This window comes from Bacillus sp. G1(2015b) (assembly GCF_001482475.1).
GTDB classification, from domain to species: domain Bacteria; phylum Bacillota; class Bacilli; order Bacillales; family Bacillaceae; genus Bacillus; species Bacillus safensis.
In genome coordinates this window covers 142,558-166,190 of sequence record NZ_LKIC01000003.1, presented here as the reverse complement: position 1 = coordinate 166,190, position 23,633 = coordinate 142,558, and the positions used below count along the sequence as shown (strand labels likewise).

Genomic DNA, 23,633 nt, shown 5'->3' with positions numbered 1-23,633 from the left:
CTCACATCCCACTACTGATGACGAGCATCTAAGGCACCGGTTGTGCCCACAGCAGGATCGAGTGCCTCCATTGTTAAAGATTAGGAGACATCACCTATCAATCTTTTTAATACATGTACAGCCTGCCCTTTTTCTCTTTCTTGCCATTTAGCATAGCTCCAAGCAGTTTACTTGTTGTTCCCTCTAATACTTCTTTTGATTTCTTCACAGCAGCAATCTTTGTTTTGCCGCTTAAGACAACGAGAATGCTCCCATCCGTCCGGTTCGCCAAGATCTTTGCATCTGCAACTGGCAGAAGCGGCGTGGAATCAACAATCACCATGTCATATTGCTGTTCAATCTCATAAAATAGCTGCTTCATCACAGAAGAGGAGAGCAGCTCTGCTGGATTCGGCGGAATGGTTCCGCTCGGAAGCAGCTCTAAATGCTCAATCGGTGTCGGTAAAATAGCTTCTTCCAAGCTGCAATTATTTAATAGCACATTTGTCAAACCGGTGTGATGACTCAGGTCAAAATATTCATGAACGGCCGGCTTTCGCAAATCAGCGTCCATGAGCAGCACCCGCTTGTTCTGCTGTGCAAAAACAGCTGCTAAGTTTGCAGCCGTAAATGATTTCCCTTCCTTCGGCAAGGAGGAGGTCACTAATATCGATTTCAGCCTTGTTTGGATCGATGTGAATTCGATGTTTGTTCGGATCGTACGGAATTGTTCCGCAATGACAGAGTGAGGATTTAATACAGAAATACAGGATAAATCTCTCTTTTCTCTCTTCTTCCTCTTAAAGATCAATGTTCTGTCCTCCCGTTATGACGGACTGCTTGTCTTTTTTGGCCCTCCTGTCTGCCTGCATCTGATAGACACTGCCAAGGGACGGCAATCCGATCTCTTCTCTTATTTGATGTGTTCGTTTTACAGTATCATCGAGTAAATTCATTAAGAAAATGAGTGTCATTCCCCCTAATAAAGAGGCGCCTAGTGCCAGAACGATATGAACGAATTTTCTCGAATTCATCAGAATCGTGTTGGACAGCTTGGCTTCAGACAAAACATTAATGCGATCCATATTCATTGTTTTTTTGATTTCTTCTTGCAGCACCTCTGTTGCAGTATTCGCAATGGCGACTGCCTTCGCGCGATCCTCATCTTGTACAGAAATATTGATGACCTCAGACTCATTTTCTGTACTTGTGGCAATTTTGTGTTTTAGTCCTTCTGCTGATTCTGTGAGATGGAGTGTTTCTTTTACTTTTTCAATGACAATTGGGCTTTTTAATAAAACTTGAAAGGTACGTGTATATTGAAGGTTCATCTGAATATCGTTTAAATCTGCTTGTGCGTCATTGCTGCGTTTATGAACAAGAATTTGAGTGGTTGCCTGATATACAGGAGTCGAGACATAGAACTGATAATAGGCTGAAATGCCCGTTACGATCAGGACAATCAGGATCAGAAGGGCCATTTTCTCTTTAATGACAGAAAACAGCTGCTTAAAACCTATATTCTCATTCATAGATACCTCCCGATTTCATCATAAAAAGGTTATATATGGTTTCTTTTTGTTAATGATTGGATTATAAAAGATAATACCCGCAAAGAAAAATGTCATAATAGGTCTTATAGTTCTTTTTAAAGAACGAAATCGTTCGTTTTCTTTTGTTTACTTCCTGATTCTTACGTTTTTGAATTTTATAAAGAACAATTTATTTCTTATAATGAACGAAAAGGTCGCAGAACTATTCGCCGGGGAGAAGGGAGATCATTGATCGAATGATAGGCAAGGTGATACGCATTTACCGAAAGAGAAAAGGATACTCGATTCAGCAGCTGGCTGAGGATGCTCATGTCTCTAAGTCATATTTGAGCAAAATTGAGCGTGGTGTCCACAGGAATCCATCTGTCCAGTTCTTAAAAAAGGTATCCTCTTCATTAGAGATTGATTTACAAGAGCTGTTTGATGCAGAGACGATGATGTTTCATTACACTGAGGGTGATGAACACGAATGGCGGGAGCATATCGTCAATGCCGTCCAAGCCGGCATGCCTAAAGAAGAGCTCTATCAGCTGCTCCAAACGTACCGAAAGGAGCAGGAAGAAAAGTCAATACATGTCACCCATAGAAAGCTGACTGACTCAAATATTGCAGAGTGGAAGCGTCTAATGAGTGAAGCGAAGGCAATTGGCTTAAGCATTGAGGAAGTAAAAGCTTTCCTCAACAACATGGGAGAACGCCGGGCGTAAGCCTTTCAGGAAGAATGATTGCGGGGAGAGGCGTTTGACGCTTCGATGAAAAAGAGCCTTTGATTCATGAAAGGCTCTTTTTTCTCTTATTCTTCTTTTTTTGTTCGTGCTTTTTTCGTTATATCATTGTTTTTCCAATAGGCCCATAGTGATGTAATCCCCAGAAAGGCCAGCGTGATGAATTGCTGAACGCCTTCTTCATCAATAGGAATTGGGCTTTTTCCCGCAGCGGTTAGCGCACTGTTAACAAGCGCCAGTAAAAGCAGCACAAGCCTTGCAATGGTACCTGCACTAATTTTTTGAACCTCCAACTTTAACCCCTCCCTTTCCTCTTCTCACGGGCGGTATTGCTCGTTCTCTCTCATATGTATGCAGCGGCCGAATGAATAGAAGAACGAATCAAAAAAAGAGACATCATTCCTATATGCGGAATGATGCCTGATTTCATTTGCTATTTATTTAGAAAACATCTCTTTTGCTTCATCCAATGCCATTTTATTGCCTAAAGCTGAGTAATCGAGCCATGGCTGATCGGCAATCGGATAAACTTGGTTTTTCTTCACTGCTTTTAGACCCTTCCAAATTGGAGTCTTTTCTAATTGCTTGAATGCCTGCTGTGCTTTATCATCACGGTTGACGACAACAAAGATCGCATCAGCATCATAGTCAGGAAGAACCTCTTGAGAAATCACTTCAAATGGGCGCTTGCTGTCCAGCTTTTTCACACCATCGACAGGTGTCAGGCCTAAATCATCGTATAAAATAGGACCCATTGGGCGCTTCATGCTAAATACGCGAAGCTCCTTTGCTGTCACACGGATCGCCATGACTTTTCCGTTTCCAATCTTTTTCTTGATGAGCGATTTGACTTCTTTTGCTTCTTGATTGTAATTCTTAATATATTGGTCCGCTTCTTTTTCTTTATTGACGTGTTTGGCGATTTTTTTCAAATGATCCCGCCATGTGCCATCATTTAAATTAAACACTTCTGTTTTGGCGATCTTCTTATATTTCGATAAGTCTTGTCCGGCTAATTCTTCATCAACATAAATAACATCTGGTTGTAACGCAAGCAGTGATTCCATATCTGGATCAGCTGCAATGCCGAGTTTCTTCGTGTGACTCAGCTGCTTTTTCGCATGTGGAAGGAAATCTTTTAAGTCTCCTCCTACAACAGAGCCCGCTGGTTTGATACCGAGTGCTAACAAGTCATTTGTTAAATGAATGGACAAGGAAGCAATCTTTGGTGTTCCATTGGTCTTTTCATTTGTTGTATTCTTTGTTTCCTGTTGTCCGCAAGCGGCAAGCAGCAAGAAACAGAGCGTTAATCCAAACACTAGTAGTTTTTTCATGATGAGTTCCTCTTTCATGTTTATTTCGTTTTAGTTAATAAATAGAGAAAATACGGGGCACCGATAAAGGCCACGACCACACCCGCTGGTATGGCATTTGGAGCAAAGATGGACCGCCCGATTGTATCGGCACTGACCAAAATCAACAAGCCAAGCAGCGCACTCACTGGTAAAAAATACTGATGCAGTGACCCGACCAGCCGCCTGGCCAAATGCGGGGCGACGAGGCCAATAAAGCCAATACCGCCTGTCATCGAAACACTTGCACTGGCGAGGCCAACCGCTAAGGTCAGCAAGAGGAGGCGTTTACGCTGGACTCGCACACCTACACTTGAGGCGACAGCATCTCCTAATGTCAATGCATTGAGCGTGTTTGACTGCATCAGCGTAAGCGGCACAAGGCATACAATCCAGGGCAGAAGTGCCAGTACATGAATCCAGTCTCTCCCCCATACATTGCCCACAAGCCATCTCGAAGCAAACGTGTATGTATCTTCATCCAGCTTCAATGACAAATATAAGGTGAGTGCACTAAATCCCGCAGCAACCGCAATGCCAACTAAGATCAGACGGATAGGAACAAGCCCTTCATGCCGGTCATATGCAAGAAGTACAATAACCGCTGCCGCCAGCAGTCCGCCGCCAAACGTAAAGAGCGGAATAAGAAGAGACGGATTGCCTTCAAGTGCATGAAAATATGTCACAAACACAATTAAGCCAAATGCTGCCCCTGCATTCAGTCCAATGATTCCAGGATCGGCCAGAGGGTTACGGGATAAGCTCTGCAAAATGCCGCCAGCAATGCCAAGACCAATACCAGCTAACATCGTCACCACGATTCGAGGCAGACGATAGTCAAACAGCACCGTTTCACTTTGGAAATCTCCAAAGCCAAATAACGTTTTGACGACCATAACAGGGCTGAGTTTCAGCGTACCGGTATTTAAACTATACAGAACAACAGCCGCACTCAGGCAAAGCAAAACGACTGTCACGGCAAGAGCACGCTGTTTCTCTCTCATGACAAGTTCCTCCCTTCTTTTCTGGCAATGTATAAGAAGAAAGGAACACCAACAAGTGCCACCATCACGCCAATGGCAAGCTCTCTTGGCGGATTGACTGTACGGCTGGCAAGGTCTGCAAAGACAAGCAGCATTGCGCCTAATATCGCTGACATCGGAATAACGAAACGATAATCTACACCAACAAGCTTTCGTGCAATATGCGGGATGACGAGACCGACAAACCCAATCGACCCGACTGCTGATACAGAAACCCCTGCTAATAACACAGCAGCGGTCATGCCTAGTATTCGCACTTGTCGGGTTTTCACCCCTAAATTCGCCGCTGTATCTTCACCGAGCGATAGTAAGGAAAGTGACCGGCCTAATAGTATTGCCCATACGATCACAATCAGAATGACCGGAGCAAGAATCGTCAGCTGCGGCCATTTCACACCAGCTACCCCGCCTGCATACCAAAAAGCCAGATCCTGACTCAGATCAAAATAAATCGCGATCCCAGAGCTGAGCGCATGAAGCAATGCGGCGACAACCGCTCCTGCTACAGTGAGGCGCATCGGTGTCAATACGCCGCCAGCCGCCCCAATCGCAAAGATCAGTAGCGTACTGAGCACAGCACCAATAAAGGAAAAAAACATCAGTGCCGAATAAGGCATTCCTGGGAAAAAAGCAAAACAGAGAGCGACCACAAACATCGCACCGCCATTAATACCCAAAATCCCCGCATCTGCCAGAGGATTTCTTGTGATGCCCTGCATAAGAGCACCCGCTACGGCAAACGCCGCTCCCACTAGAGCTGCCCCTAAAACACGGGGAAGTCTTAATTCATGGATGATCTGCTGCTCTGTGACATTTGACTGGTAGTCAAATACAGCTGTCCAAACCGTTTGCAGAGACAATGTTTTTGCACCGTATGACACAGCAAAAAACATGGCAGCCGCTAAACCACTAACGGCGAGAAAAAATATTAAAAAGAACAGAATATGTGATGATCGCTTTTGTTGAGGTTTTCGCTTATCCTGCAAAATCGGTGTCATCCTTTTCTTCATTAAAAGTCAGTTTGAAAATGAGAATCATAATCAACAAAATTATAGCCGCCAGCCTCTAAAAAATCAATGTACACCCTATTTTTTAATTAATGAAGGTATGTGCGGAGCAGAGAAAGGCGGGGTTCTTTTTGCCTCACAGAACGACCTATCATGTTTTCTCATATTTTAATAGGAAAATAGTTGACATTTTGCATGAATATCCACTAAAATTACAAAAGTGAGTCAAATGTTATAAAAATATTACAAACAGATGTCAAAATAATAAAGAATGACCCGTCATGAGAGGAGATTTGAAAGTTGTGTCAGTAAAGGGAAAATGGAGTATCGTCCTATTTGCGCTTGCAGTCGTCATTGGAGCAGTTGCTTTCTTTCAAAATCAACAAGCAAGCGGTACAGAAAAGAAAAATGTAAAGCAAGATACGAACTATAAAAACGTGGAAATTGTCACTCTCGTAAATGACGGGAAATTTATGAGATATGCAGTCAACTATCCTCTTTTTCATCAAAAAGAGCTAGATGACAAGATTCAAAGCTATGCCAATTCAGCATTAGAGCATTTCAAAAAAACATTCAGCGAAGCAAAGGATATCAATGAACATAAACGCTATGAACTGAATATTGATTATGAAATGGTGCATTATGCAAAGCAGTCTGCTGCCATTCGCTTTACGACCTATACGTATACTGGTCAGCAAAATGGAACCACCAATCATCTCACGATTAACTTTGATTTTCAGAAAAAAACCTTTCTTGACACAAAAGATCTATTTCTGCCTAAAACCAATTATTTAAAGAAATTATCCTATATTACATATACGGAGCTTCGAAAGGATAAAACCTTATCTAAGGATCAGCCTCTCCTTCAGAAAGGAACAGCCCCTGATGCTCAAAACTTCAGTCAGTTTGCCTTGAAAGACAAATATGTAGAATTTTATTTCCCTGCATCTCAAGTAGCCGCAGAGGATCTTGGGCCGCAAACACTTGCAATCAAAAAGACATTGCTGAAGGACATATTAAAGCCAGAATATATGGATAAAATCAAAAATAAAAATGAAATGAAAGAACCGAACCCAAAAAGAAAAGCCGTCAAGCTTCCGCAAAAATCAAAGCTTGACCCGAATAAAAAAGCCATCGCACTCACATTTGATGATGGACCGAATCCAGCGACAACATCAAAAATTTTAGATGCGCTGAAGAAAAATAAAGGACATGCCACCTTTTTCGTCTTAGGCAGCAGGGTGCAGTATTATCCTGGAATGCTTGCCGACATTCTAAAAGGCGGGAATGAGATCGGAAACCATTCCTACAATCACCCTTTATTAACAAGACTGCCTTTAGAAGAAGCCGTGAAACAAGTGAAGGACACCCAGCAGCTGATTGAGAAAGCAAGCGGATATACACCTACGCACTTTAGACCGCCATATGGCGGTACAAATCAAGACATCAATGAGGCGATTGGGATGAAGGTCACTTTGTGGGATGTTGATCCTGAGGATTGGAAAATCCGCAACAGCCAGCAGATCACAAACCGCGTTCTCTCACATGCAGCAGATGGCAGAACAGTGTTAATGCACGATATTTATGAAAGCTCAGCTCAAGCAGCAGTAAAGATCATCCGTGAACTCACCAAACAAGGCTACCAGCTCGTCACAGTGAGTGAACTTGAACAATTAAAAAAAGAACGACATGAACAAACCCCTGTAAAGTAAACAGGGGTTTTTGTTTTATGACTCCAAAGACTTCTTTTGCTTCAATAATGCTTGAAATCTCTCTTCAAGCTCTTGCGACGGCTCAATACTTAAACGGCTGAGCACTTCAGACAGCTCCATATCAATTAACAGAAGCTCCTCTTCTCTATTTGTCACAGCTGGTTTTTCTTCCTTTTGTTTATATGCTTCATATGTGCCGTCAAATCCTTCAATACGTTCCTCATGAATATGGAAAATACGAGTGGCAACCTCCTCAATCAGCCTGCGATCGTGGGAAACAAATACAACGGTACCTGGATAATCCTTCAAGAGACCTTCAAGTGCTTCAACTGCGGCCAGATCTAAAAAGTTCGTCGGTTCATCCAGCATGAGAACATTGGCATCACTGACAAGTAAGGACGCAAGCATCGTTTTCACCCGTTCTCCCCCGCTTAATACGCCAACAGGCTTATGCACATCATCCCCTCTAAATCCTAGTCTCGCCAAAACCGTTCGAACCACTGTCTCTTCTTGAACCGCCTCTTTCAGCGCATTTTGTAAAATCGATTCATCTACCTTCAGTCCTGAAAGATCCTGACGGAAGTACGCTAGCTTGACGGCCTCTGAACGAGTAACTCCGGGATATCCATTCACTAACATACGGAGAAATGTCGTTTTGCCGCTCCCGTTCTTTCCGATAATAGCAACCTTGTCTCCGCCCCTCACTTCCACATTCGCCTGCTTCCAAAGCACTTTATCGCCCGCCTTGCCATCTACATTTTCCACGCGCAAAATGGTACGGCTTGCTACTTCCTTCATCGTATGCTGAGTCATTTGGATCGGCTGAATGTCCTTTACTTTCTCAACCTTTTCTAATTTCTCCATCCTGGTTTCAATGGATTTGGCTGTTTTTTGCAGCTTTTTTTGCTTATTTGCATAGTAGGGCTTTGCAATTTTAGGTCCTGAGGATTTCACCTTTTGGGATGGCTTTGTCGCTTTGTCCGCCTTTTTCTTTTTCTTTTCCAGTGCATGCTCTAATTGTTTTTTCTTTTGTGTATAAGCTTCGTACGCTTCCACCTGCTGACGATGTGCCAGCTCTTTTTGCTGTGCAAAATGTGTGTAGTTGCCTTTGTAATGATGAAGCTTCCCATGATCTAGCTCCCAAATCTCCGTACATATTGCATCTAAAAAAGCACGATCATGTGAAACAACAATGAGAGCTCCTTGATAATGACGCAGCTTATCTTCCAGCCACTCAATATGCTCTGTATCCAAATGAGTTGTCGGTTCATCTGCTAATAAAAGGGCTGACGGCCGGCTTAATGCTCTTTCAATATAAGTCTGGGTCATTTCACCGCCACTCTGTCTGCCATCTCCTTGTTTCAATTGTGGAAGCAGGGTACAAGTCGCAGTGGCGGCCACCGTGCCGCTGTCTGGTGTTTCCTGCCCCGCCAGCACATGTAATAAAGTCGTTTTGCCGCTGCCATTTGTCCCTACAAGACCAATGCGATCATCTTGATGGATGGCTAGTTCCTCAATATCAAATAACAAGCGATCTTTTCGAAATACCTTTAACTGATTGGCTTTTAATAACATCCAATCCTCTCCTTTCGTATCAGGAGACATGAAAAAGCCTCCCATTCTCAGAATAGGAGGCAAAATGGTGTACAAAAATAAGCGGATTGATCCAGTATGGTGTGCCGTTCCAATTTGAACACACACATCCCACGTATCAATCACCTCATTCTTTGATTCCCAAGCTGTACCATCCTATTCCGAAGCTAAAAAATGAAAACGCAGCAAACATGGCAAACCGATCGTTTGCTCACTGCCTTCGTTCGTTCATTTTGCTTACAGGTCATAGGATTAGTACTTCATTGCATTGGGTCACCCTTCCGTCGTTTGTTACGTATACGATAAAAGATTGGTTATTTTTTGTCAAGCTGAAAAGGCATAAGTGAGTCGATTAACTGGAGTGTAAATGGATGGGACACTTCAAACAATTCGTCCTTTTTGCATTCCTCCACTAGGCTTCCTTCATGTAAAAATAGAAGACGGTCACATAGATACACCGCTGCTTCTACATCATGGGTAATGAGAAGGATCGTCATGTCTAGCTCTTGTTTTAATGTCTCAAGCAACTCCAATATTTGTACTTGAACAGAAACATCCAGTGAACTCAGGACTTCATCTAGTATGAGAATGGATGGGTGCGTTGATATAGCTCGTGCGATGCACACTCGCTGAAGCTGACCGCCGCTTAGCTGATGAGCATATTGATTCAGTACAGACGAGGGCAGCCTGACTTGCTGAAGTAATGACAAAACTTTCTGATCCAGATTCTGATTCTGCTTTAACAAACGCATCGGTTCTGCTACGATCTCTTTCACCGTAAAGGAGGGATGAACAGAAGATAGATAATCCTGAAAAACAACACTCATTTTTCCCCGATTCACCCTCCGCCACTTGTCAGCTGGCATGCCATCAATCTGTACCTCGCCTCTATCTATTTTTTCTAAACCGAGCAGGATACGTGCCAATGTACTTTTGCCACTGCCGCTCTCACCGACTAATCCGGCACATTGTCCTTTTTCAATTTGAAACGAAACGTTTGATATGCGGTCTTTTTGTTTCTTTTGATGTGAAAAAAGACCTTTCTTCTCACCGTGTTTGACTAGATTTATAGCTGTGATCAACATGGAAACGCCTCCGCTCTCTTCTGCTGCCGCAGTGCTTTAATAGGAGCAGATAATCGAAGCCTCGTCTCCAGTAAATGCTTTGTTTGGGGATGCTCGGGTGATGTGAACACTTCCTTGGCTGACCCATGCTCAAGCATTACTCCTTGGTGCATGACCATCAACTCATCGGCGATTGCCTGAACGATGCCTAAATCATGCGTTATGACGATCAAGGTAACACCGGTTTCTTCCTTTAGCCTGTGTAATTGTCTGATGACTTCACGCCGATTAAAGGCATCAAGCGATGCAGTTGGCTCATCTGCAATGATCACGTTAGGAGAAAGCATCATCGTGATGCCAATCATCACACGCTGAAGCATTCCTCCAGACAGTTCATACGGATATTTTTTCATCAAATCATATGGATTTTTTAAATGAACACATGCAAGCCCAGCCATAGCATGTGCTTTTGCTTCTTTCCCGCGTAAGCCCAAATGCTGCTGAAATGTTTCCATTATTTGATGACCAATCGTTTCGATGGGATTGAATGCATTCATAGCATCTTGTGAGATGAAACCTATTCGTTTCCCCCGCCATTGATGCGCTTCTTGATTTGTCAATGTTTTGCCGTCAAAAATGATCGTTCCTTCCACTTCTAGCGAAGGGGCGACAAGGTCAATTAACGCTTTTGCGACAGTTGATTTTCCACTGCCACTTTCTCCAATGACGGCTAAACAGCGTTGTTGGTGTAAAGAAAATGTGATATTCGTCACTATATTCTTTTGCTTCTGTGGATCATGTACGGACAGATTTTTTACGTCGATTAAAGGCAAATGACCTCCCCCCTTTCTTTCTGGTATGATGCATGGCAGGATTCGCGGCATGCTGAAGGCTGTCTCCTAAAAAGTTCAACGCCATGACCACAAACAAGATGGCAAGTCCAGGCGCAAGCATATGGGCAGGATGTGTCACCATGACATTCTTCGCCTCGTTGAGCATCATACCCCATTCTGGTGTAGGTGCACTCACACCTAACCCAAGAAAAGACAGTGCTGATATATTTAAGATTACCCAGCCCGCATCAAGTGTCGCAAAAACAGCAATTTCTCCTGAGATGCGAGGAAATAGATGTCTCCTCAATATGTAAAAGGGTGTGCCGCCAGACACCTTTGCAAATTGAACAGAAGGTTCATTCGCATATTGAAGGACAGACGAACGAATCATCCTTGTATACCAGGCCCATTTCGCTAGGACATTCGCCAAAATAATATTGAATAGTCCAGGTCCGAGGATTCCCACAACCGCAAGGATCATCACCTCTGCTGGAAAGGAAAGCATGACATCACACAGCCTCATCAAAACCCCATCCACCTTTCCTCGAAAGAATCCCGCCATGAGTCCAAGTACACTGCCAATGAGCATCGTGATACACATCGTCAGCATGGCCGCAAGCATTGTTGTCCGAATGCCATATAAAAGGCGAGACAATACACATCTCCCTAGATGATCCGTTCCTAGTGGATAAGTAAGACTGATACCGGCATATTTTTGAAGAATGTTCGTATTTGTTGGGTCATGTGGTGCTAACACTGGTGCAAACAGTCCAGCTAATGCGACAAGTACTAACAGCCAGATTGAAAGAATCGCCATACGGTCTTTTCTTAATTGATGCCACCCTATCATCGTTGTCAGACCTCCTTTCGCAACTGCGGATTCATGGTCATTTGGATCACATCAGCGATGAGATTGCACATAACAAACAGGAACCCCATCACAAACAAATAGGCTTGAATAATAGGGAAATCAGCATGGAAAATAGCTGTTACACACAACCGGCCAACCCCTGGCCAAGCAAAAAGGTTCTCAATAATAACAGTTCCTGCAATGAGCTTTGGAATAGACATGCCAAGTGCTGTCACCGCTAATTGCAGGGCATGCCTCATGACCTTCAGTTGAACGGTTCGTTCCTTTAAACCACGTGCTCTTGCGTAAAAAACAAAGGGCTCGTGCTGAAATTTTAGAATTTGATTGCGTATCAGTCTCACATAGGTCGATAAGTAGCCAAATGATAATGTGACAGCTGGAAGAAGAATCGATTTGAACCCTTCCATTCCACTCGTATTGACCCAATTGAATTTGACAGAAAAAAGCCAAATCAACAATATCCCCAGCCAAAAACTAGGCATTGAAGCGGCGATAAACACAAAGGCTCTCAAGATCCGGTCCACCCAGGAATGAGCAGCATATGCACAAATCACCCCGAACAACAAACTGAGCAATATGATCAAAAAGAGCGCTGCTCCTGCAAGCTGCAATGTAGCAGGCAGCGCCTCCATGATAAGATTAAAAACCGGCTCCTGTGTGACATAGCTCTTACCAAAATCACCTGTTAATCCATCTTTAAGCCATGTGGCATAGCGGATGAAAAACGGCTGGTCTAAACCTAACTCCTGACGCATCGATTCAATCATTTCTTCTGTTGGAGTGACTTGATTCACCCGCAAAGCGACCTCAGCTGGATCACTTGCCCGCATCGTCAGCAGGACAAAAGCAAAGAAGGTGATGAAGATCATAAGCGGAAAAAGCATCAGTATTCGTTTTAAGAGATAGCGAGTCATGTCTCTACCTCGTTTTATGACGCAAAATACATACGGTCAAATGGGATTTCATACTGAGACACATGAAAACCTACGCCTTTCAGGCGCTTATTATAAACGGCCTTTGTCACAGAATAAGAGATTGGGATGTAGACATTTTCATCATGGATATACGTCAATATTTCTTGATACATTTGTTTCCGCTTTTGCTCATCTGGTTCTACTAATACTTCCGTAATCGTCTCATCCAGCCACTTTTTCTTTTTCAGTCCTAATTGGGCTTGATAATCAGCATGGGATGCTACACGGAATGAAGAGACATAAGTTTGTGGATCATATGGGAGTCCCCAAGACAGCGAGTACATCAGATCGAACTTTCCTGTTTTTTGGCGATCTAAAAATGCCTGTTTTTCTTCTCCTCTAATATCCAGCTTGATCCCCACCTGCTTGAAATCTTGTTGAATTGATTCGCTGATCGTTCTTTCCCCTGCATTATCGGAATTATAGTAAATAGCCACACTCAGCAGTTTGCCATTTTGATAGCGATACCCGTCTTCTTTCATCCTCCAGCCTGCCTCATCCAATATTGCCTCTGCTTTCTTCTTTTGATAAGTTTTCTTTTTCAATGGAATATTTGCGTATGGGACAGAAGGAGCAAGCAATGTGTGTGCCACCTTTTCCGTTCCATTTAAAATGCCTTCTGTGATCATGTCCTTTTGAATGGCGTATTGAAACGCTTCTCTTACTTTCGGATCTTTTGTGATTGGCTGGTTTGAATTAATGACTATCGATCTTGAACCAACAGGAGGACTCACGGTTACACCATATTGACCTGCTTCTTTTAAAGCCTGGAATGAGTCTCCATCGATCATGTCACCATCTGCTCCAAATAAAAGATCTATCTCTCCTTTTTGGAGCGCAAGTAAGATGGTCTGGTGATCCGGCATGACTTTCCATTTCACGGTTGAAATTTTCGGCTTTTTCCCCCAATAGTGGTCATTCATTTCAAAAACGGCATATTGATTTTTCTTATGTTCCTTTAGAACATAAGGACCTGTACCTGCATAGCTTTTGACTCCTTTTGCAGTCGTTCCATCAATGAAGCTTTTTGGAGAAATAAAACGGAAGGGGCGTGTTAAGCCCAGCTCTTCTAACGTAGGATAATAAGGCTCTTTCAACGTGAGAACAAATGTATCGTCATCTAACGCCTTTGTGGATTTGATTTCGGATACGAGATTAAGCCAAGCGTTCTTTTCAATATTTTTGACGACAGCATCAATATTCAATTTCACTGCCTTTGCATTAAAAGGCTCACCATCTGAAAAAGTCACACCTTTTCGAAGATGAAAGGTGTAGGTTTTTCCATCTTTTGAAATGTCCCAGCTTTTCGCTAAGGCAGGCTGAACGCCCTTCTCTGTATTGACGACAAGCGATTCAAACACCATATTTTGAGCAGCCATCTCTCCGCCGTATAGATGGGGATTGATGTCCCTGATATCTTTTGTACTTGCATACACGAGCTCATCTTCTTCTCTATCATTCATGCTGGAAGATGCTTTGTTTCCAGAGCATGAGGCCAATAAAAAACAAGCCATCACTGAAAACAGCATCAAGGTGTATGTCACATAGGGATGCTTTTTCTCATATTTCTTCTTTATGTAAACAGGTTGATCACTCATATGTATTTCCTCCAATTCAACATTATCGTAATCATTACGATTATTAATCGAAATGATTACGAATTGAATACTAGCATACAGAAATGGGAAATACAACATCTTTTCATAAAAAAACAGACTCATGATTGAGTCTGTTTCAGATTGTTGACAAAGGGCTAAAATGATCTTGATTTTAGCCCTTTGTCTTCTTTTCAGCGTGATAGAAAACCTTTGCAGTCTAGGAAGGACGAGTACCGGAGCGGAGCGAATTTAACATTCGTGAGCACCGGAGCGCAGGACTGACAACGAATGCGGGGGTTTGGCTACACGCTGAAACAGACTCATGATTGAGTCTGTTTCGCTTGTATGAATTGATCGATCACCCTTAATGCTTTTTCTGTTCCACCTGCTGCTTGGAAGCTTTCTTCAATTTTCTCAATCCCCGCCCGGTACGTATCACTGCCTAAAACCGTCTCAACGGTCTCTCTTAGCTGCTCTGCTGTCAGCTGATCTTTATCAAGTGCACAGGCAGCAGATAATTCAGTCAGTCTTTGTGCCACCATCGGCTGATCTTTGTCGACTGGAATGACGACCATCGGAACGTGGTAATGAATACCTTCATTGACACTGTTCATTCCGCCGTGCGTTACAAACACATCTGTCAATTCGAGCACTTCAAGCTGCGGCACATAAGACTCGATCAGAAAATGAGCAGGCGCCTCTTTTAAGAGAGAACGATCTACTTTTTCACCTGTTGCGATGATTACTTTTCCGTCAAAGTCTGCGAAGGCATCTATACACATATTAAAAAATGCTTCTGTATCCCCAAGAACGGTGCCCATGGAAATAAAAACGACTTTTTCTTGCTCAAGTGCTTCCAGCGGGAAATCATGCTGGTCGGCTCTTTTTAGAAAGCTCGGTCCAATGAAGACAAACGAATCGTTTAATGAATCAACAGAAGGCTGGAAATATTCACTTGTATAGACGATATTCAGTTCTCCACGGTTTTTCATAAATTGCATCAAACGCGTTGGCTGAACGCTAAAACGCTCTTGTATTTTTTCTAACAGATGCTCAGCTTTCTCATCCTTCCTGTATAGCGGTGTATCAAAATGCGCCTCTTGCAGCACAAAAGATGGGTTGGATCCAATGCTCGGAATGCGCAAGTAATCTCGAACAAGCTCTCCTGCCCCAAACATATCGTAGTAGACCAAATCAAATGAATGCTTATCGGAAAGTGTTTCCACTACCTCTAAAATATCATATGATGTTTGCAGCATGGCATGAAAGAACGGCTGCATGGAATCTAAATCTCCTTCTTCCACATGTAATGTCCGAATATAGTCTGGATGTATATGTACGTGAGCGCCTAAGCGTTTGATTCGTTCCTGATAATGTACAGTTGTAACCGCATGCACTTCATCGCCTCGATCCGCCCATGTTTTGATCATTCCTAACATAGGGTTCACGTGTCCTTCAGCTGGAAACGTAATCAATAAAATCTTCGCCACAAGAAATCCCTCCTCATTGTCAATTCCCTTCCATGTTAATCATATACAGCAAGCCGGCTCAACAAATACGCCTGAAAAGGGAAGAAATGAGTCTTATGTCCAGTATTTCATCATAAAGTGGCAGAAAAAAAGACAAAGTCTCCTAATAAGCACTTTGTCTTTTTCACATTATGATTTGAGCAGCATTTTTTTAAATGCATCAGACTGTTTTTCAATGGAGATCGGATCTGATGTTTTGATATTTATTCAAAGCACGCTGAATACACATTTCCTATATTGAAAAATTCAAGCAGTGCTCTTTTTGCTTCAGGACTAGCATTTTTCGCTGCTTTATTTACAGCTGCTTTTACAGCATTCCACTTACTTTTCCCCGCCTGTCTGGCGGCTTTATACGCTGGAATCAATGTTTTAACAAATTTTGTCGCGCCTCCTGCAGCTTTTATTGCGGACTTGACTTTTGCGATTTTTGCTATTGGTATAACATTGGTTATAATGGCAGTTCCAACCGCAGAAATACAACCAACTACACCCATAGTAACAACCTCACCATGTCGTTGAAGAGGGATATTAGAGTTCTCTTTCAACCATTTAACTACGGCTTCATCTCCTTTTGCAATAACGCTGTCAGGTAAAGCTTCAATCGCCAATAAAACCTCTAGCAACTCTTGATACTCTTCATCCACTTCTGAATTAGGACTAATTGCTGTTGCATTCGCAGTAAAAATCGTTGACAATAACATGAAAAGAGCTGTTATGAAGCATATAACACTCTTCTTATGAAAAATAGTTGTCATCCAATATACCCCTTTCTTGTTTATTTTTTGTATATGAGGTAAAAATATCATATTATAATAATTGTTTCAATTTTATAGATTCATATTGGAGGGATATTTTGTGAAAGTCTTGGAGAAATACAGTTATTTAATCATCATTCTTTGTCTGGCGGCAATGATCGTGACAAACTTCACTGTGAATGACAATACAATAAAAAATACTGTATCCGTGATTGGATTTATCATTGTTCTTCTTACAATTATACCTGCGGCTATTTACAGGAAAGGCCAAAAAGGCAGGTAACCCCTTTATAGCAATAACCCCCATCCTTATGTTAAGAGTGGGGGTTATTTTATTATATTCGGATAGATGTTGCTGTTTTGCAACAAGATCGTTTTTTCACTTGCTTACCCTAGCTTTATTAGAAGAGAACGATGAATCCGATTGAACATACAAAAACCCCTCTTCTAAATGAAGAGGGGTTCATGAATAACCTTTATCATCGTAAACAAGGTCAAGTACGCGCTCGGAGGGATTCGAACCCCCGGCAGACGTGGTACCGGAAACCACCGCTCTATCCAACTGAGCTACGAGCGCACGATATGTTTTTTGAACGTCAGCATATCAAATTATAAGGGAAATGCTGCGAGAAAGCAATGATTAATCATTCGTCATGATGATGTATTTTCTTACTTTGGATACATAAACTAATATGATGGTTTGAAGTGGAATGATTTTGGGGAAAATGGATAGGGGTATTTGAATTTAGGTCAGCGTTTTGTTTGACCTTTATTGACCAAAAATGTATCATTGAATTACATACTTACCTAAAAGGTGAAGGAGGAACATTATGAATTTAATACCTACAGTCATTGAGCAAACAAATCGTGGGGAAAGAGCTTACGACATTTATTCTCGTCTTTTAAAAGACCGTATTATCATGCTTGGTTCTGCGATCGATGACAATGTTGCCAACTCCATCGTGTCACAGCTGCTTTTCTTAGAAGCTGAAGATCCAGAAAAAGATATTTCTATCTACATTAACAGCCCTGGCGGTTCAATCACAGCTGGTATGGCCATTTACGATACGATGCAATTTATTAAACCAAAGGTATCAACTATTTGTATTGGTATGGCTGCATCTATGGGTGCGTTCCTGCTTGCTGCTGGTGAAAAAGGTAAGCGTTATGCTCTTCCAAACAGTGAAGTCATGATTCACCAACCACTAGGCGGTGCCCAAGGTCAAGCAACAGAAATTGAAATTGCGGCAAAACGAATCCTTTCTTTACGCGATAAACTGAACCAAGTACTTGCTGAACGTACTGGTCAGCCAATTGAAGTCATTGAGCGCGATACAGATCGTGACAACTTCAAAACAGCGGAAGAAGCACTTCAATACGGACTCATTGACAAAGTCTTGACCCGTAATACAGAAGAACAAAAATAATGATCACAACACAAACCGTCTGCTCCTTGAACAGACGGTTTTTTGTTTTAATCCTACTTTAAGACAGCTCCGTCCATTTCTGCTGAAGAGACGGTGTTTGATAAGAAGCCATCTGCGTGATTAATTCCTCCGGTTCGCTCGAAGCATGTAACAATTGAAGGTGTGATTCATTTGAAAAGCCTTCCTGTACACTAAACTTCACCATGTCCATAAGCGGGTTGAAATAGTTATTCACTTGATACAATCCAATCGGCTTTTGATGGATGCCGATTTGTGCCCAGCACAGCACCTCAAATAATTCTTCATATGTACCAAAGCCACCTGGCATCGCAATAAACCCATCGGCCAGCTCGCTCATTTTCGCTTTTCGTTCATGCATGCCTGTTACCTCAATTAACTCTGTCAGCTCTTGATGCACGACTTCTCCTCTAAAAAGCCCCTTAGGCATGACCCCGATCACTTGTCCGCCATGTCTCATGACCTCATCGGCAATCGCGCCCATTAACCCAATACGCGATCCGCCGTAAACAAGACGAATGCCTTGCTTCGCCATATAAGCCCCCAGCTCTACAGCCTTTTGTTTGTAGACATCATTTACACCTGGATTCGAACCAGCAAACACACAAATCGTTTTCATCAAAACAGCTCCATCTCTCTCTATGATTTCTTCACTCATTCTACTATAATGATTTGTAAAAAAACAGCCGTTTCTTCTATATATAGTGTAAAATCAAAAGAGTGAACACCATATAAGGAGCTGTATAGAGAGAATGCAAACAACTGAAATGGAGAAGTGGATCAAGGATTTTTATCAAATGAGAAATTGGACAGAATATGGACCGTTTATCCGGTTAGGCTTCTTAATGGAAGAAACGGGAGAACTCGCTCGTGCTGTTAGAGCAATAGAAATTGGACGAGACCGGCCTGATGAGCAGAGACAGGAATCATCTGAGCTGAAGAAAGAACTCATTGAAGAAATGGGAGATGTCTTAGCAAACCTCCTCATTTTAGCGGATCTCTATGACGTCACAGTAGAAGAGGTCTTCAGCGCTCATCAACAGAAACTCACAAAACGTTTTTCTGGAGAAAAAGAGTCAGTAAAAAACACGTGACCAAGCTGTCACGTGTTTTTCTAAGCCTTAAAGATGCTGTGGTGAGATGTCATCTGTTCGTTCAAAGAAATGCTGCTTTCCGATATGATGGAAAAGACCTGTTCGATGCAAAAGCTCCTTAGGCTGTGATTGAAGCCCAACGATCATCAGCTTTCCATTATGATGCTTTAACCGATTGGAGATATTCATGAGAACCGCTTCTGCCGACGTGTCCATATAATTGACTTTATTCATAAGCAGAATGAGTGTTTTCGGTTTTGTTTGAACATGGTCCAAAATCGAATTTTCCAATGAATCTGTTGTTCCGAAAAAGAGCGGCCCTTCGATGGAATACATACTGATCCCTTTCTCGTCTACCTGTTTTTCTAAAGCAGCTGCTGTTTCCATCTGAGGAACAGCGACATTTGTATGGATATTGGTCGTCTGGCTCATTTTTTTGATAAAAGCGATAAACGCTAAAATGAGACCAGCGGTGACGCCAATAATCAAATCACCGATCACTGTGAGCAGGAAGGTCACGACAAGTACAAGCGAATCGGCATTTTTCACTTTCACAATATTGATAAATTCTTTTCTCTCACTCATATTCCAAGCAACAAACATTAAAATTGGTGCCATTGCAGCAAGTGGAATCATTGACGCATATGGCGCAAATACCATTAAAATTAACAAAACGACAACGCCATGCACAACACCAGAAATCGGACTTGCTCCGCCATTTTTTATGTTCGTTGCCGTGCGGGCAATAGCGCCCGTCGCTGGAATTCCTCCGAAAAGCGGTGCCGCCATATTGGCAATTCCTTGCCCAACAAGCTCTTTATTGCTGTCATGCTTAGAGCCTTTCATATTATCAGCAACCATTGCGGACAAAATCGATTCCACGCCGCCTAAAAGTGCAATGATAATTGCTGGAGGCAGGAGGTATATCATTTTTTCAATCGTCAATTCAGGAAAAGCGAAGGTTGGCAGCTGACGAGGGATTTCACCATATGCAGAGCCAATCGTTTCAACTTGTCCTTGAAAGAAAAGAACGGCGAGAAACGTAGAAGCCAATAGACCTAATAGAGCACCAGGTATTTTGGGAATGTATTTTTGTGCCGCCAAAATCACAATGAGCCCGGTGACGGCTGTGATGATGGCGAGACTGTTTGTGGTACCGAGATGGACCACGATTTCTCTCATATTGAGGAAAAAACTTTCATGTTTTTCAACACCCTTTAATCCGAGGAAGTTGGCAATCTGTCCTGAAAAAATAATGACAGCAATGCCAGCAGTAAAACCGATGATAACCGGACGAGGAATAAACTTCATGAGCTTTCCTAGTTTGAATATTCCGAATAATACAAGCATACAGCCTGCCATAAAACCGGCAATAAGCAAGTTTTCAATACCGTACTGGCTGACAATCCCGAATAAAATTGGAACAAACGCCCCAGTCGGCCCGCCGATCTGATACTTTGAACCACCAAACAATGAAATCAAAATGCCGGCAACGATGACTGTGTATAATCCATATTCTGGTCCGACACCAGATGCAATGGCAAATGCCATGCCTAAAGGAATTGCCACAACCCCCACGACAAGCCCAGCGATTAAATCGCGTCTAAACTTTGATGAATTGTACCCTTCAAATCTTCCATAAAAACGCATGGTATGTGTTGGCCTCCTTTAAGTATGTGTAGATGATTTAGGTATACTGCGGGTCAATCAGTTTATCTTTCACAACGACATCCAGCTTTCCTGTTGCTGGATGAATCACCAGTCCATGAACAGCCACATCACTTGGCATCAGTGGATGCTCTTTCACTAATTTCACACTTTGGGCCACGCTCTCTTCAACTGAATCAAAGCCTGTCAGCCAGCCCTTTAAATCGACTCCTGAGTTTTTTACAATGCTTAAGCATTTCTCTTCGATTCCACGTGCTTTCGCCTTTTCAAGTAAAGGATCCGCCGCAAGACCTGCCATTCCGCATTCATGATGACCTACAATGCATACTTCCTCTGCCTTTAGCTCATAGATAGCTAAAAGGATACTCCGCATCACACTGCCGAACGGATGTGTCACGATAGCGCCCGCATTCTTAATGATCTTTGCATCCCCGTTGCGCAGCCCCATAGATTGCGGCAATAATTCCAAAAGACGGGTATCCATGCACGTTAAAATGACCAATTTTTTCTCAGGAAATTTCCCCGCTTTGTAAGGCTCATAATGTCTCTCATTCACAAACTCTGAATTGTGCTGAAGAATCTGTTCTAATTTTGATCCCATTTTGCCATCTCCCATCTTTTTTAAGTAACGTAAGCTCGTGCCTGTCCTCCTTTTCCTTCTCGTGTTCTCAAGAATAGAGAAGAAAAATGATAGAAAAAAAAGAAAAAAATGAGAAAACGATGAGAAGAAATATCATTATTTTCTCTATTTTACGCTGCATCCCAGCGGATTCGCGGGTTTGTTTTCAATCTATTGTTCTCATCACACTAAAAGACAATAAAATGGTTTAGTAGAAAATGACCATCCCGTTTAATACATTTCAAATATAATAAATTTTCTATCAAAAAGTCTCGATCTATTTTCCATTTTGTCAGATAATCTCTCGTAAAATCTTGCAAATTCACATGTCTCCTCTACTATCCGCTTATTTTTATATAGATAAAAAATGCATCAGATGGCATATGAATCTACTTTTTCACTAAGAAAATGTCTTTCTTTACCGTTATTTTAGTATATTAAATATTGAGCTGATAACATTCAAACGTGTTCTGCCGAAATGGTTGCTTTATAATAAAAGGAGTAAGATGACCATGTGAAAGGAGCGAATTGACTGTGATACCACACATTTTTGTCGCCAAACCCTTACCTGCTTCTTTTGAGGAAATGCTAAAGGAACATTGTACATACGAGGTTTGGCAATCCAAAGACCCTATTCCAAGAGACATTTTGTTTGAAAAGCTGCAGCACGCTGATGGTCTTTTAACGTCTGGAACGAAAATCGATCAAGAGCTGTTAGATCACGCACCAAAACTCAAGGTAGTGAGTAATAACTCTGTCGGCTATGACAATTTCGATATAGAAGCGATGAGGCAAAGAGGCGTGATTGGTACGCACACCCCTTATACGCTCGATCATACCGTGGCTGACCTTGCCTTTTCGCTCATTCTCTCCTCTGCGCGAAGAATCGCCGAGCTTGATCGTTTTATCCGTGAAGGAAAATGGACAAAATTCGTACAGGAAGAAGAGATCTTTGGCATCGATGTACATCACCAAACGCTCGGTATTATTGGCATGGGACGTATTGGAGAACAAGTTGCCAAACGGGCAGCACATGGTTTTGATATGAATGTTCTTTATCATAACCGAAGCCGGAATGAAAAGGCTGAATCGGCGTATGGCGCTGTCTATTGTGCACTTGATGATCTTTTAAAACAAGCTGATATCATTGTGTTGATTACACCGCTGACCGAGGAAACGTATCATATGATTGGGGAACGAGAATTGAAGTTAATGAAGCAAACGGCTTTATTTGTAAACATTTCCCGCGGGAAAACAGTGGATGAAAAAAGCCTCATTCAAGCACTTCAGAAGGGATGGATCAAAGGCGCTGGTCTTGATGTGTATGAGCAGGAACCGCTTCAAGAGGATCATCCTTTCAAAGAGATGAACAATGTCACCCTAGCCCCTCACATCGGTTCCGCTACTGAAACAACAAGGGATCTCATGCTGAAACGAGCCATTCATAATGTGATTCATGGAATAGATGGGAAGGCGCCTGTTGATGTTGTGAAGGAGCTTGCTTCCTCTTGATCAAATAAGACGCAGGGAACTGAACTGCGTCTTTTTATTTATTTCTTTAAGAGGATTCAGGAGAAAAGTCTCATTTTAGCAAAGATCCTGATTCTTTACATTTCCTTCATGTTCGGGTGCTATAATATGAGGTAGACAAGCATCAAGAGGACGGCATCGGATTTCCTTAATAGGAGGATGAAGATGAAAAGATTGAGTTCAGTTTTGACTATGTTCGCTCTGATCGCTGCTATTCTGTTTTCTGGATTTATCCCGCAGCAAGTTCATGCAGAAACACCTCTTACACCAACAGCCACAACTGAAAATGCTTCTATTCAGCTCACGCCAGATGTACGTACCCTTGCCGTCATTAATACGTTTGATGGTGTAGCAGATTATTTAATTCGCTACAAACGACTGCCTGATAACTACATTACGAAATCACAAGCAAGTGCTCTCGGATGGGTGGCATCTAAGGGAAATCTAGCAGAAGTGGCGCCAGGTAAAAGCATCGGTGGAGATATTTTCTCAAACCGGGAAGGACGTCTTCCTTCAGCAAGCGGCCGCACATGGCGTGAGGCAGACATCAACTACGTTTCAGGCTTCCGCAATGCTGACCGTCTTGTGTATTCAAGCGACTGGCTCATTTACAAAACAACAGACCATTATGCGACTTTCACACGTATTCGATAATCAATACAAAAGACAGCCCTGTTTCATCTGGGGCT

The 23,633-nt window shown here is 42.4% G+C and carries 23 protein-coding genes, 1 tRNA gene and 1 pseudogene; 7 read left to right on the top strand and 18 right to left on the bottom strand.

Going from position 1 to position 23,633, the window contains the following annotated elements:
- Positions 1 to 106 precede the first annotated feature (106 nt).
- Together AMR95_RS03335 and AMR95_RS03330 are read right to left on the bottom strand one after the other, a co-directional pair.
- Entirely contained in the window at positions 107 to 790 is a 684-nt protein-coding gene (locus tag AMR95_RS03335; protein ID WP_024423527.1) for a CpsD/CapB family tyrosine-protein kinase, read from the bottom strand.
- Positions 780 to 1,511, bottom strand: a complete 732-nt coding sequence (locus AMR95_RS03330; protein WP_024423528.1) for a YveK family protein — start codon at positions 1,509 to 1,511, stop codon at positions 780 to 782. Before AMR95_RS03330 ends, AMR95_RS03335 begins: the two co-directional genes overlap by 11 nt.
- A 257-nt stretch (positions 1,512 to 1,768) precedes the next feature.
- Here AMR95_RS03330 and slrR point away from each other — a divergent pair, with 257 nt between their 5' ends.
- Complete coding sequence (gene slrR, locus AMR95_RS03325) at positions 1,769 to 2,239, top strand: HTH-type transcriptional regulator SlrR (protein ID WP_058837587.1); 471 nt, start codon at positions 1,769 to 1,771, stop codon at positions 2,237 to 2,239.
- Positions 2,240 to 2,325: 86 nt separating this feature from the next.
- On the opposite strand, the gene AMR95_RS03320 is transcribed toward slrR, so the two are convergent.
- The 4 genes from AMR95_RS03320 to AMR95_RS03305 all read right to left on the bottom strand — a co-directional run bounded on the left by AMR95_RS03320 (position 2,326) and on the right by AMR95_RS03305 (position 5,638).
- Positions 2,326 to 2,550 carry a phage holin gene (locus AMR95_RS03320; RefSeq protein ID WP_024423530.1) on the bottom strand — a complete coding sequence of 75 codons (225 nt, stop codon included), beginning with the start codon at positions 2,548 to 2,550 and terminating at the stop codon, positions 2,326 to 2,328.
- A 144-nt stretch (positions 2,551 to 2,694) separates the two neighbouring features.
- Positions 2,695 to 3,594: an iron-hydroxamate ABC transporter substrate-binding protein gene (locus AMR95_RS03315; protein ID WP_058837624.1), complete on the bottom strand. Its 900-nt coding sequence runs from the start codon at positions 3,592 to 3,594 to the stop codon at positions 2,695 to 2,697.
- A 17-nt stretch (positions 3,595 to 3,611) separates the two neighbouring features.
- On the bottom strand, positions 3,612 to 4,613 hold the full coding sequence (locus tag AMR95_RS03310) for a FecCD family ABC transporter permease (protein ID WP_039181585.1): 1,002 nt from the start codon (positions 4,611 to 4,613) through the stop codon (positions 3,612 to 3,614).
- Positions 4,610 to 5,638, bottom strand: a complete 1,029-nt coding sequence (locus tag AMR95_RS03305) for a FecCD family ABC transporter permease (protein ID WP_197412107.1) — start codon at positions 5,636 to 5,638, stop codon at positions 4,610 to 4,612. The genes AMR95_RS03310 and AMR95_RS03305 overlap by 4 nt, the downstream gene beginning before the upstream one ends.
- Before the next feature lie 323 nt (positions 5,639 to 5,961).
- On the opposite strand from AMR95_RS03305, the gene AMR95_RS03300 reads away from it, so the two are divergent.
- A complete protein-coding gene (locus tag AMR95_RS03300) occupies positions 5,962 to 7,371 on the top strand; it encodes a polysaccharide deacetylase family protein (RefSeq protein ID WP_058837586.1) in 1,410 nt (469 codons plus the stop codon).
- A gap of 15 nt (positions 7,372 to 7,386) precedes the next feature.
- Here AMR95_RS03300 and abc-f read toward each other — a convergent pair whose 3' ends face one another.
- The 8 genes from abc-f to AMR95_RS03260 form a co-directional block, all read right to left on the bottom strand.
- A complete protein-coding gene (gene abc-f, locus AMR95_RS03295; RefSeq protein ID WP_197412108.1) occupies positions 7,387 to 8,946 on the bottom strand; it encodes a ribosomal protection-like ABC-F family protein in 1,560 nt (519 codons plus the stop codon).
- 332 nt (positions 8,947 to 9,278) lie between these two features.
- A complete protein-coding gene (locus tag AMR95_RS03290) occupies positions 9,279 to 10,049 on the bottom strand; it encodes an ABC transporter ATP-binding protein (protein WP_058837584.1) in 771 nt (256 codons plus the stop codon).
- Positions 10,043 to 10,861, bottom strand: coding sequence for an ABC transporter ATP-binding protein (locus AMR95_RS03285; RefSeq protein ID WP_058837583.1), 819 nt, complete (start codon positions 10,859 to 10,861; stop codon positions 10,043 to 10,045). The genes AMR95_RS03290 and AMR95_RS03285 overlap by 7 nt, the downstream gene beginning before the upstream one ends.
- On the bottom strand, positions 10,824 to 11,711 hold the full coding sequence (gene opp1C / locus AMR95_RS03280; protein ID WP_058837622.1) for a nickel/cobalt ABC transporter permease: 888 nt from the start codon (positions 11,709 to 11,711) through the stop codon (positions 10,824 to 10,826). The genes AMR95_RS03285 and opp1C overlap by 38 nt, the downstream gene beginning before the upstream one ends.
- Positions 11,712 to 11,716: 5 nt before the next feature.
- Positions 11,717 to 12,646 carry a nickel/cobalt ABC transporter permease gene (gene opp1B, locus AMR95_RS03275; protein ID WP_058837582.1) on the bottom strand — a complete coding sequence of 310 codons (930 nt, stop codon included), beginning with the start codon at positions 12,644 to 12,646 and terminating at the stop codon, positions 11,717 to 11,719.
- A 14-nt stretch (positions 12,647 to 12,660) separates the two neighbouring features.
- Positions 12,661 to 14,304 (bottom strand): nickel ABC transporter substrate-binding protein, encoded by a 1,644-nt coding sequence (gene nikA, locus AMR95_RS03270; RefSeq protein ID WP_058837581.1) that lies wholly within the window; start codon positions 14,302 to 14,304, stop codon positions 12,661 to 12,663.
- 320 nt (positions 14,305 to 14,624) lie between these two features.
- Positions 14,625 to 15,794, bottom strand: coding sequence for a macrolide family glycosyltransferase (locus tag AMR95_RS03265; RefSeq protein ID WP_058837580.1), 1,170 nt, complete (start codon positions 15,792 to 15,794; stop codon positions 14,625 to 14,627).
- A gap of 242 nt (positions 15,795 to 16,036) precedes the next feature.
- Positions 16,037 to 16,588: a hypothetical protein gene (locus AMR95_RS03260; RefSeq protein WP_058837579.1), complete on the bottom strand. Its 552-nt coding sequence runs from the start codon at positions 16,586 to 16,588 to the stop codon at positions 16,037 to 16,039.
- A gap of 100 nt (positions 16,589 to 16,688) precedes the next feature.
- On the opposite strand from AMR95_RS03260, the gene AMR95_RS03255 reads away from it, so the two are divergent.
- Positions 16,689 to 16,871: a hypothetical protein gene (locus AMR95_RS03255; protein WP_012011344.1), complete on the top strand. Its 183-nt coding sequence runs from the start codon at positions 16,689 to 16,691 to the stop codon at positions 16,869 to 16,871.
- Positions 16,872 to 17,089: 218 nt separating this feature from the next.
- Here the strand turns inward: AMR95_RS03255 and AMR95_RS03250 are convergent.
- A tRNA-Arg gene (locus tag AMR95_RS03250) sits at positions 17,090 to 17,165 on the bottom strand.
- A 253-nt stretch (positions 17,166 to 17,418) separates the two neighbouring features.
- Here AMR95_RS03250 and clpP point away from each other — a divergent pair.
- Positions 17,419 to 18,015 (top strand): ATP-dependent Clp endopeptidase proteolytic subunit ClpP, encoded by a 597-nt coding sequence (clpP, locus tag AMR95_RS03245; protein WP_007500118.1) that lies wholly within the window; start codon positions 17,419 to 17,421, stop codon positions 18,013 to 18,015.
- Between the two features lie 58 nt (positions 18,016 to 18,073).
- Here the strand turns inward: clpP and AMR95_RS03240 are convergent, their stop codons facing one another.
- Complete coding sequence (locus tag AMR95_RS03240; protein ID WP_058837621.1) at positions 18,074 to 18,652, bottom strand: TIGR00730 family Rossman fold protein; 579 nt, start codon at positions 18,650 to 18,652, stop codon at positions 18,074 to 18,076.
- Positions 18,653 to 18,785: 133 nt separating this feature from the next.
- Between AMR95_RS03240 and AMR95_RS03235 the strand changes: the two genes are divergently transcribed.
- Complete coding sequence (locus AMR95_RS03235; RefSeq protein ID WP_058837578.1) at positions 18,786 to 19,127, top strand: MazG nucleotide pyrophosphohydrolase domain-containing protein; 342 nt, start codon at positions 18,786 to 18,788, stop codon at positions 19,125 to 19,127.
- A 27-nt stretch (positions 19,128 to 19,154) separates the two neighbouring features.
- Here the strand turns inward: AMR95_RS03235 and AMR95_RS03230 are convergent, their stop codons facing one another.
- Together AMR95_RS03230 and AMR95_RS03225 are read right to left on the bottom strand one after the other, a co-directional pair.
- Positions 19,155 to 20,777: a SulP family inorganic anion transporter gene (locus AMR95_RS03230; protein ID WP_047203861.1), complete on the bottom strand. Its 1,623-nt coding sequence runs from the start codon at positions 20,775 to 20,777 to the stop codon at positions 19,155 to 19,157.
- A gap of 37 nt (positions 20,778 to 20,814) precedes the next feature.
- Entirely contained in the window at positions 20,815 to 21,396 is a 582-nt protein-coding gene (locus tag AMR95_RS03225; protein ID WP_047203875.1) for a beta-class carbonic anhydrase, read from the bottom strand.
- Positions 21,397 to 21,948: 552 nt separating this feature from the next.
- Between AMR95_RS03225 and AMR95_RS03220 the strand changes: the two genes are divergently transcribed.
- Both AMR95_RS03220 and AMR95_RS03215 read left to right on the top strand, forming a co-directional pair.
- Complete coding sequence (locus AMR95_RS03220; protein WP_058837577.1) at positions 21,949 to 22,926, top strand: 2-hydroxyacid dehydrogenase; 978 nt, start codon at positions 21,949 to 21,951, stop codon at positions 22,924 to 22,926.
- A gap of 345 nt (positions 22,927 to 23,271) precedes the next feature.
- Positions 23,272 to 23,598, top strand: a pseudogene (locus AMR95_RS03215) (ribonuclease); the annotation flags it as partial.
- Between the last annotated feature and the right edge of the window lie 35 nt (positions 23,599 to 23,633).

Excerpts from the sequence above, each read along its gene's own strand:
- AMR95_RS03330 (WP_024423528.1), bottom strand. The coding sequence starts at position 1,511 with ATGAATGAGAATATAGGTTTTAAGCAGCTGTTTTCTGTCATTAAAGAG.
- slrR (WP_058837587.1), top strand. The coding sequence starts at position 1,769 with ATGATAGGCAAGGTGATACGCATTTACCGAAAGAGAAAAGGATACTCG.
- AMR95_RS03310 (WP_039181585.1), bottom strand. The coding sequence starts at position 4,613 with ATGAGAGAGAAACAGCGTGCTCTTGCCGTGACAGTCGTTTTGCTTTGC.
- abc-f (WP_197412108.1), bottom strand. The coding sequence starts at position 8,946 with ATGTTATTAAAAGCCAATCAGTTAAAGGTATTTCGAAAAGATCGCTTG.
- AMR95_RS03290 (WP_058837584.1), bottom strand. The coding sequence starts at position 10,049 with ATGTTGATCACAGCTATAAATCTAGTCAAACACGGTGAGAAGAAAGGT.
- opp1C (WP_058837622.1), bottom strand. The coding sequence starts at position 11,711 with ATGATAGGGTGGCATCAATTAAGAAAAGACCGTATGGCGATTCTTTCA.
- opp1B (WP_058837582.1), bottom strand. The coding sequence starts at position 12,646 with ATGACTCGCTATCTCTTAAAACGAATACTGATGCTTTTTCCGCTTATG.
- nikA (WP_058837581.1), bottom strand. The coding sequence starts at position 14,304 with ATGAGTGATCAACCTGTTTACATAAAGAAGAAATATGAGAAAAAGCAT.
- AMR95_RS03260 (WP_058837579.1), bottom strand. The coding sequence starts at position 16,588 with ATGACAACTATTTTTCATAAGAAGAGTGTTATATGCTTCATAACAGCT.
- clpP (WP_007500118.1), top strand. The coding sequence starts at position 17,419 with ATGAATTTAATACCTACAGTCATTGAGCAAACAAATCGTGGGGAAAGA.
- AMR95_RS03240 (WP_058837621.1), bottom strand. The coding sequence starts at position 18,652 with ATGAAAACGATTTGTGTGTTTGCTGGTTCGAATCCAGGTGTAAATGAT.
- AMR95_RS03235 (WP_058837578.1), top strand. The coding sequence starts at position 18,786 with ATGCAAACAACTGAAATGGAGAAGTGGATCAAGGATTTTTATCAAATG.
- AMR95_RS03230 (WP_047203861.1), bottom strand. The coding sequence starts at position 20,777 with ATGCGTTTTTATGGAAGATTTGAAGGGTACAATTCATCAAAGTTTAGA.
- AMR95_RS03225 (WP_047203875.1), bottom strand. The coding sequence starts at position 21,396 with ATGGGATCAAAATTAGAACAGATTCTTCAGCACAATTCAGAGTTTGTG.